Below are 5,053 nucleotides of genomic sequence, written 5' to 3'. Positions count from 1 at the left end.
ATTAAAGCCACTACCGCAACTACAGCAATAATTGCGGCCAAAGCACCTACAAGCTCGAGCCCAGCCCAACTAATGTCAGCAATCCATAACGGCAACTGCCAAGAATCAATCTGCACAAACGTTATTAAATCAGTAAACAGTAATAAATAGATAATTACACATACTGCCAAAGCTTTCATAGTAATTCTCCTTATACCAACCGGCTTATACATGAGGTCTATTTAACGATAAGAAAATTGCGCTATAACTAGGCAAAAATTTTTATACTTAGCTGTTCTAAATTAAAATTTTTAACAACGTTATAGGGTGATTTAATTCGTTAAATTGTTCAAATATTTATGCCTGTTGGTATTAATACTCTTTATTTTCAAGACAGCAATGCGCTATAAAATAGCCAAGTGCAACTGCAAACGGAAAACTCAAAAACAATAAAATAGTAACTACGCGTGTTGCCCATACCGGAAAGTCCAATCTATGGGCTAAACCACTACAAACACCCGATATTTTTTTATTCAGAGTATCTTTATACCAACCTCGTTGACGATTAAAGCTGTTCATAGCAATCTCCTAAGCAGTGTGTTTTAAATTAGTATTTAAGTTCGCCTTTAAGCGAGCCAGTTCAGCATCAATTTTTTCATTTTTAACTAACGACTCAATTTGGGCACTGGTAGAACTTGCTGTATCAGTCAGCTCATAAGCCTCTACTTGAGCTTCAATACCTTCAACACGCTGCTCTATTTGTTCAAAACGAGACAACGCATGAGCTACTTTATCGCTTTGTAGTTGCGTACTGATTCGCCCTCTAGCAATAGCAACATTATGGCGTTGCATTAACTGAGCTTGCTTAGTTTTAGCCATAGCCATTTTTTGCTGCAAGCGCTCACAATCAGACTTAATTTTTGCAATAGACTCTTGCAATGTTTCTAGTTGAGTTTGCTTATTTTCAATGCTTTCGTTAACGCGTTGCTTCTCAAGTAAAGCTGATTTAGCAAGGTCATCACTGCCCTTCTCAACCGCACGTTCTGCTTTCATTTGCCAAGCTGCTAATTCTGTTTTTTTAGTATCAATTTGGCGATTAATTACTTTCTCTTCACACAATAAAGCGGCTGCTGTACTACGGCACTCATTCAATGCATCTTGCATCTCGGTAAGCATTAGGTTTAAAAGTTTTTCTGGATCTTCTGCTTTATCAAGCATGGCGACAATGTTTGATTGAATTACATCATTTACGCGGTTAAAGATTCCCATGGTATTCTCCTGTTGATTTTTAATTAATTTCAACAAGAAGATTCCAAGAGTTGTGCCAAGTCCATCAAAACAAAAATAAAACATTTAAAATCATAATGATAAACAATAATCACTCTAAATTTTAGTGACTTTAAGCTGAACAACATAGAGTGTAATTGGCCAATAAATTATGATTTTGACTAATTTTTAGGATCAAAAAAGCCACTCGAAAGTGGCTAGAATTTTTAAAGCTTAGTTTTTATTCTGGTACAAAGCTTAATGCTTTATCCATTACCGATAAATCAGCTTGCTTACCGTGACCACTTTCAGAAAGGTGGCGTCTAAAACCTCGCGCACCAGGCTGCCCCTGAAAAATACCGAGCATGTGACGTGCAATATGCCAAAAATTAGCACCCAAACGCATTTCTTCTTCAATGTAGTCATACATTGAACGCACTACGTCGTGGCGTGACTGCGTGTTTGCAGCATCACCATAAATTTTCTCATCAACGTCATTGAGCATAAATGGGTTGCTGTAAGCCTCACGCCCAATCATTACACCATCAATATGTTGCAAATGTTCTAGGCTCTGCTCAATTGTTTTAACACCGCCATTTAGGCTTAAGTCTAGCTGCGGATAATCTTTTTTAAGTTGATAAACACGTGGATAATCAAGCGGTGGAACTTCACGATTTTCTTTCGGGCTTAAACCATTAAGCCATGCTTTACGAGCATGAATAATAAAATCATCACACCCTACTTTATGAGACGCTTCAATAAGCGCACATAAAAACTCATACGAATCTTGCTCATCAATACCAATACGCGTTTTAACGGTAACAGGAATGCTTACTTCGTTTTTCATTGCTGCTACGCACTCAGCAACTAATTGAGGTTCAGCCATTAAACATGCGCCAAATCGGCCATTTTGAACTCTGTCTGACGGGCAACCTACATTTAAATTTATTTCGTCATAACCACGCTCACCTGCAAGTTTTGCACATTGCGCAAGCGCTTTAGGATCAGAGCCACCAAGTTGCAGCGCAACTGGGCCTTCGTGTTTATTAAAATGTAAGTAGTCGCCTCGACCAAATAAAATAGCCCCTGTGGTTATCATTTCAGTATAAAGCACAGTATGTTTAGTCATTTTGCGATGAAAAGTACGACAATGGCGATCAGTCCAATCAAGCATGGGGGCCACAGAAAAGCGTCTATCCAAAGTACATTTATTCAAAGCAAACCTCAGGGTATTAAAGTTATTAAGCACAGCTTAAAAGGCGCTGCATTTTACACAAAAGCCTAGCGAGCATCAATGTTAAGAGAAAACCTGCAAGCCAAAATAATGGGCTATGCCATTTAAAATATTGGTAACCGCAACCGAGCTTAAAATAAGCCCCATAATTCTACTTATTATACTTGCACCACTATCACCAATTAATTTATGTACATGTGTTGCAAGCAGTAACAAAACCAGTACAACCGCTAATACAGCAAGCATCATCGAAGACGTTAGTAACTGCTCAACCCAGGTATATTCTTCATTACGAGTCATTAATACGGCGCCTAACATAGCGCCAGGGCTCGCGATAGAGGGAATCGCAAGCGGAAAAATAGCGGTTTCAGTGCTGTCCCGTACACTTTTAATTTCGGCTTCTGGTTTACTTTCACCAAATATCATTGAGAGCGCAAAAATAAGTAATATGATACCGCCGGCTATTTGAAAAGCCGAAAGCGGAATTTCAATTGCGTTAAGTAATTGCTCACCTGCAAGTACAAAAAATAAGAGCACTAATGCAGATACGCCTACCGCTTTATATATAACTTTGCGTTTAAATTTCTCATCATCACCACGTGTGACTGCAATAAATACAGGTACAGTACCAATGGGGTCAATAACCGCAAAAAAGAAAATAAATATAGCTAATAGTTCGTGCATTACTGGGTTTCCTAGGTAAAAAGCGCTTAATAAAAACGCTGCAACTACAACACAGTATGTTAGTATATCACGGTAGCATAAGGATAAGAGTAATGATGAATATAGAATCACTCGTAAGTAAAGCAAAACAAGTTTGTGACAACCGTGGTGCGCGTTTTACGCCTATCCGCGAGAAAGTATTTCGCCTATTAGCCAGCGCACAAGGTGGTGTTGGTGCATACGATTTGCTTGAGCAATTAAAAATAACTGAAACGGGTGCTAAACCTGCAACTATTTATCGTGCATTAGACTTTTTAGCTGAGCTAGGTTTTATTCATAAAATTGAAAGCACAAATGCATTTATGCTGTGTCATCATTTTGATCATATACACCCAGTACAATTGTTAATTTGCGATACCTGTGGTTTTGTCAAAGAGTTACACTCAAGTGTAATTTCGCATGAGCTAAATAATTTAGCTGCCGAAGGTGGGTTTGTTGTATCAGGGCAGACAATAGAAGCACATGGTAAATGTGAATCTTGCAGAGCATCAGAATCCTTCAAAGTTATCCTTAGTGACTATACTCAAACTATATAGTCATTTCACAGAACAAATTTAAGAGTAGCCACTATGAATGTAGAATTCATCAATCCCTTTTTATCTTCTTTAATTAATGTTTTGAGCACTATGGCTCAAACTCAATTGAAGCCAGGTAAACCTCGCATTAAAACTGATGAGATAGCCTGTGGTGATGTATCAGGTTTGATTGGCATGGTTGGCCCGCAAACGCGAGGATCATTTTCAATTACATTTGATGAAGGATTAGCATTGACCATCATGGAGCGTATGCTTGGCGAACGCCCTGATACCATAGATGAAGAAGTTACTGATATGGTTGGCGAAATAACCAACATGGTAACAGGTGGTGCTAAAAATTTACTTGGCGAGAAAGGCTTCGACTTTGATATGGCAACGCCTATTGTGGTATCGGGTAAGGGTCATACAATTACTCACAAAAGCCAAGGTAAAAAAATCATCATGCCATTTAGCTGTGATGCTGGTAATGCAAACATTGAAGTTAGTTTCGATAAATTATGAGTTGGCAGCAAAAGCAAATTACATTAAAGCCTCGCCCGCGAGGTTTTCATATAATCGATGACGAAATATTGTCTCAGCTTCCTGAACTGGCAAATTATAAAGTTGGTTTGTTGCATTTATTTATTCAGCATACCTCAGCGAGCCTTACAATAAACGAAAATGCAGACCCCACTGTTCGTATGGACATGGAGAGCCATTTCAATAAATTCGTTCCTGAGCGTCAACCTTATTATCGCCACGATTATGAAGGTGACGACGACATGCCTGCACACATAAAAACCAGTACGTTAGGCTGCGAGTTAAGTATTCCTATTTCAAATGGCTATTTAGCGTTAGGTACATGGCAAGGTATTTATTTAGGTGAACATCGCGATTCTGGTGGCTCTAGAGGAGTTATAGCAACTATTCAGGGTGAGCTTTTTTAACTCAAGCTTCTCGGTTTAAAATGTTAACCTCTGTTTTTCTTCAGCCATACCCTCATAGATTCAAAATACGCCACTCTATAGACGTAAATCTTAGGCGCGCGAAGTAATAATTTCTAACAACCAAAACTTTAATGCTGAATATTGCACAAAGAATAAAGTAGATAAGAGAGATTTTAAATTATAATTTTATTTATGATTTTTAATACAAAGGATTTTGAAAGGATATAAAAAGATTGGAGCGGTACACGAGGCTCGAACTCGTGACCTCGACCTTGGCAAGGTCGCGCTCTACCAACTGAGCTAGTACCGCATAACTAAATTTACTATCACTACAATTTCTTTTGGTTAGAAATTGGAGCGGTACACGAGGCTCGAACTCGTGACCTCGA

General features: G+C 38.5%; 7 protein-coding genes and 1 tRNA gene. 3 read left to right on the top strand and 5 right to left on the bottom strand.

Going from position 1 to position 5,053, the window contains the following annotated elements; translation table 11 throughout:
- Positions 1 to 351: 351 nt before the first annotated feature.
- The 4 genes from H5072_RS11635 to H5072_RS11620 form a co-directional block, all read right to left on the bottom strand.
- A complete protein-coding gene (locus tag H5072_RS11635; RefSeq protein ID WP_101163631.1) occupies positions 352 to 558 on the bottom strand; it encodes a PspC domain-containing protein in 207 nt (68 codons plus the stop codon).
- Between the two features lie 9 nt (positions 559 to 567).
- Complete coding sequence (locus H5072_RS11630) at positions 568 to 1,248, bottom strand: PspA/IM30 family protein (RefSeq protein WP_039485436.1); 681 nt, start codon at positions 1,246 to 1,248, stop codon at positions 568 to 570.
- A gap of 238 nt (positions 1,249 to 1,486) precedes the next feature.
- Entirely contained in the window at positions 1,487 to 2,419 is a 933-nt protein-coding gene (dusA, locus tag H5072_RS11625) for a tRNA dihydrouridine(20/20a) synthase DusA (protein ID WP_039485439.1), read from the bottom strand.
- 123 nt (positions 2,420 to 2,542) lie between these two features.
- Positions 2,543 to 3,163, bottom strand: coding sequence for a MarC family protein (locus H5072_RS11620; RefSeq protein ID WP_002957920.1), 621 nt, complete (start codon positions 3,161 to 3,163; stop codon positions 2,543 to 2,545).
- Between the two features lie 95 nt (positions 3,164 to 3,258).
- On the opposite strand from H5072_RS11620, the gene H5072_RS11615 reads away from it, so the two are divergent.
- Genes H5072_RS11615 through H5072_RS11605 form a run of 3 tightly spaced genes read left to right on the top strand, consistent with a single transcriptional unit; the run spans position 3,259 to position 4,664 of the window.
- Positions 3,259 to 3,738 carry a transcriptional repressor gene (locus H5072_RS11615; protein WP_182693608.1) on the top strand — a complete coding sequence of 160 codons (480 nt, stop codon included), beginning with the start codon at positions 3,259 to 3,261 and terminating at the stop codon, positions 3,736 to 3,738.
- 33 nt (positions 3,739 to 3,771) lie between these two features.
- A complete protein-coding gene (locus H5072_RS11610; RefSeq protein WP_007580265.1) occupies positions 3,772 to 4,239 on the top strand; it encodes a chemotaxis protein CheX in 468 nt (155 codons plus the stop codon).
- The gene (locus H5072_RS11605) at positions 4,236 to 4,664 is read left to right on the top strand and encodes a secondary thiamine-phosphate synthase enzyme YjbQ (RefSeq protein ID WP_182693607.1); all 429 of its coding nucleotides are present in this window, start codon (positions 4,236 to 4,238) and stop codon (positions 4,662 to 4,664) included. Before H5072_RS11610 ends, H5072_RS11605 begins: the two co-directional genes overlap by 4 nt.
- A gap of 234 nt (positions 4,665 to 4,898) precedes the next feature.
- Here the strand turns inward: H5072_RS11605 and H5072_RS11600 are convergent.
- Positions 4,899 to 4,974, bottom strand: a tRNA-Gly gene (locus tag H5072_RS11600).
- Between the last annotated feature and the right edge of the window lie 79 nt (positions 4,975 to 5,053).

The sequence above is a fragment of the Pseudoalteromonas sp. SR45-5 genome, from assembly GCF_014163565.1.
In the GTDB taxonomy this organism is placed as follows: Bacteria; Pseudomonadota; Gammaproteobacteria; order Enterobacterales; family Alteromonadaceae; genus Pseudoalteromonas; species Pseudoalteromonas distincta.
This window is presented reverse-complemented; position numbering and strand designations above follow the sequence as displayed.

Bases quoted from the DNA above. Each gene is read 5' to 3' on its own strand.
- H5072_RS11635 (WP_101163631.1), bottom strand. From the start codon at position 558: ATGAACAGCTTTAATCGTCAACGAGGTTGGTATAAAGATACTCTGAAT.
- H5072_RS11630 (WP_039485436.1), bottom strand. From the start codon at position 1,248: ATGGGAATCTTTAACCGCGTAAATGATGTAATTCAATCAAACATTGTC.
- dusA (WP_039485439.1), bottom strand. From the start codon at position 2,419: ATGCTTGATTGGACTGATCGCCATTGTCGTACTTTTCATCGCAAAATG.
- H5072_RS11620 (WP_002957920.1), bottom strand. From the start codon at position 3,163: ATGCACGAACTATTAGCTATATTTATTTTCTTTTTTGCGGTTATTGAC.
- H5072_RS11615 (WP_182693608.1), top strand. From the start codon at position 3,259: ATGAATATAGAATCACTCGTAAGTAAAGCAAAACAAGTTTGTGACAAC.
- H5072_RS11610 (WP_007580265.1), top strand. From the start codon at position 3,772: ATGAATGTAGAATTCATCAATCCCTTTTTATCTTCTTTAATTAATGTT.
- H5072_RS11605 (WP_182693607.1), top strand. From the start codon at position 4,236: ATGAGTTGGCAGCAAAAGCAAATTACATTAAAGCCTCGCCCGCGAGGT.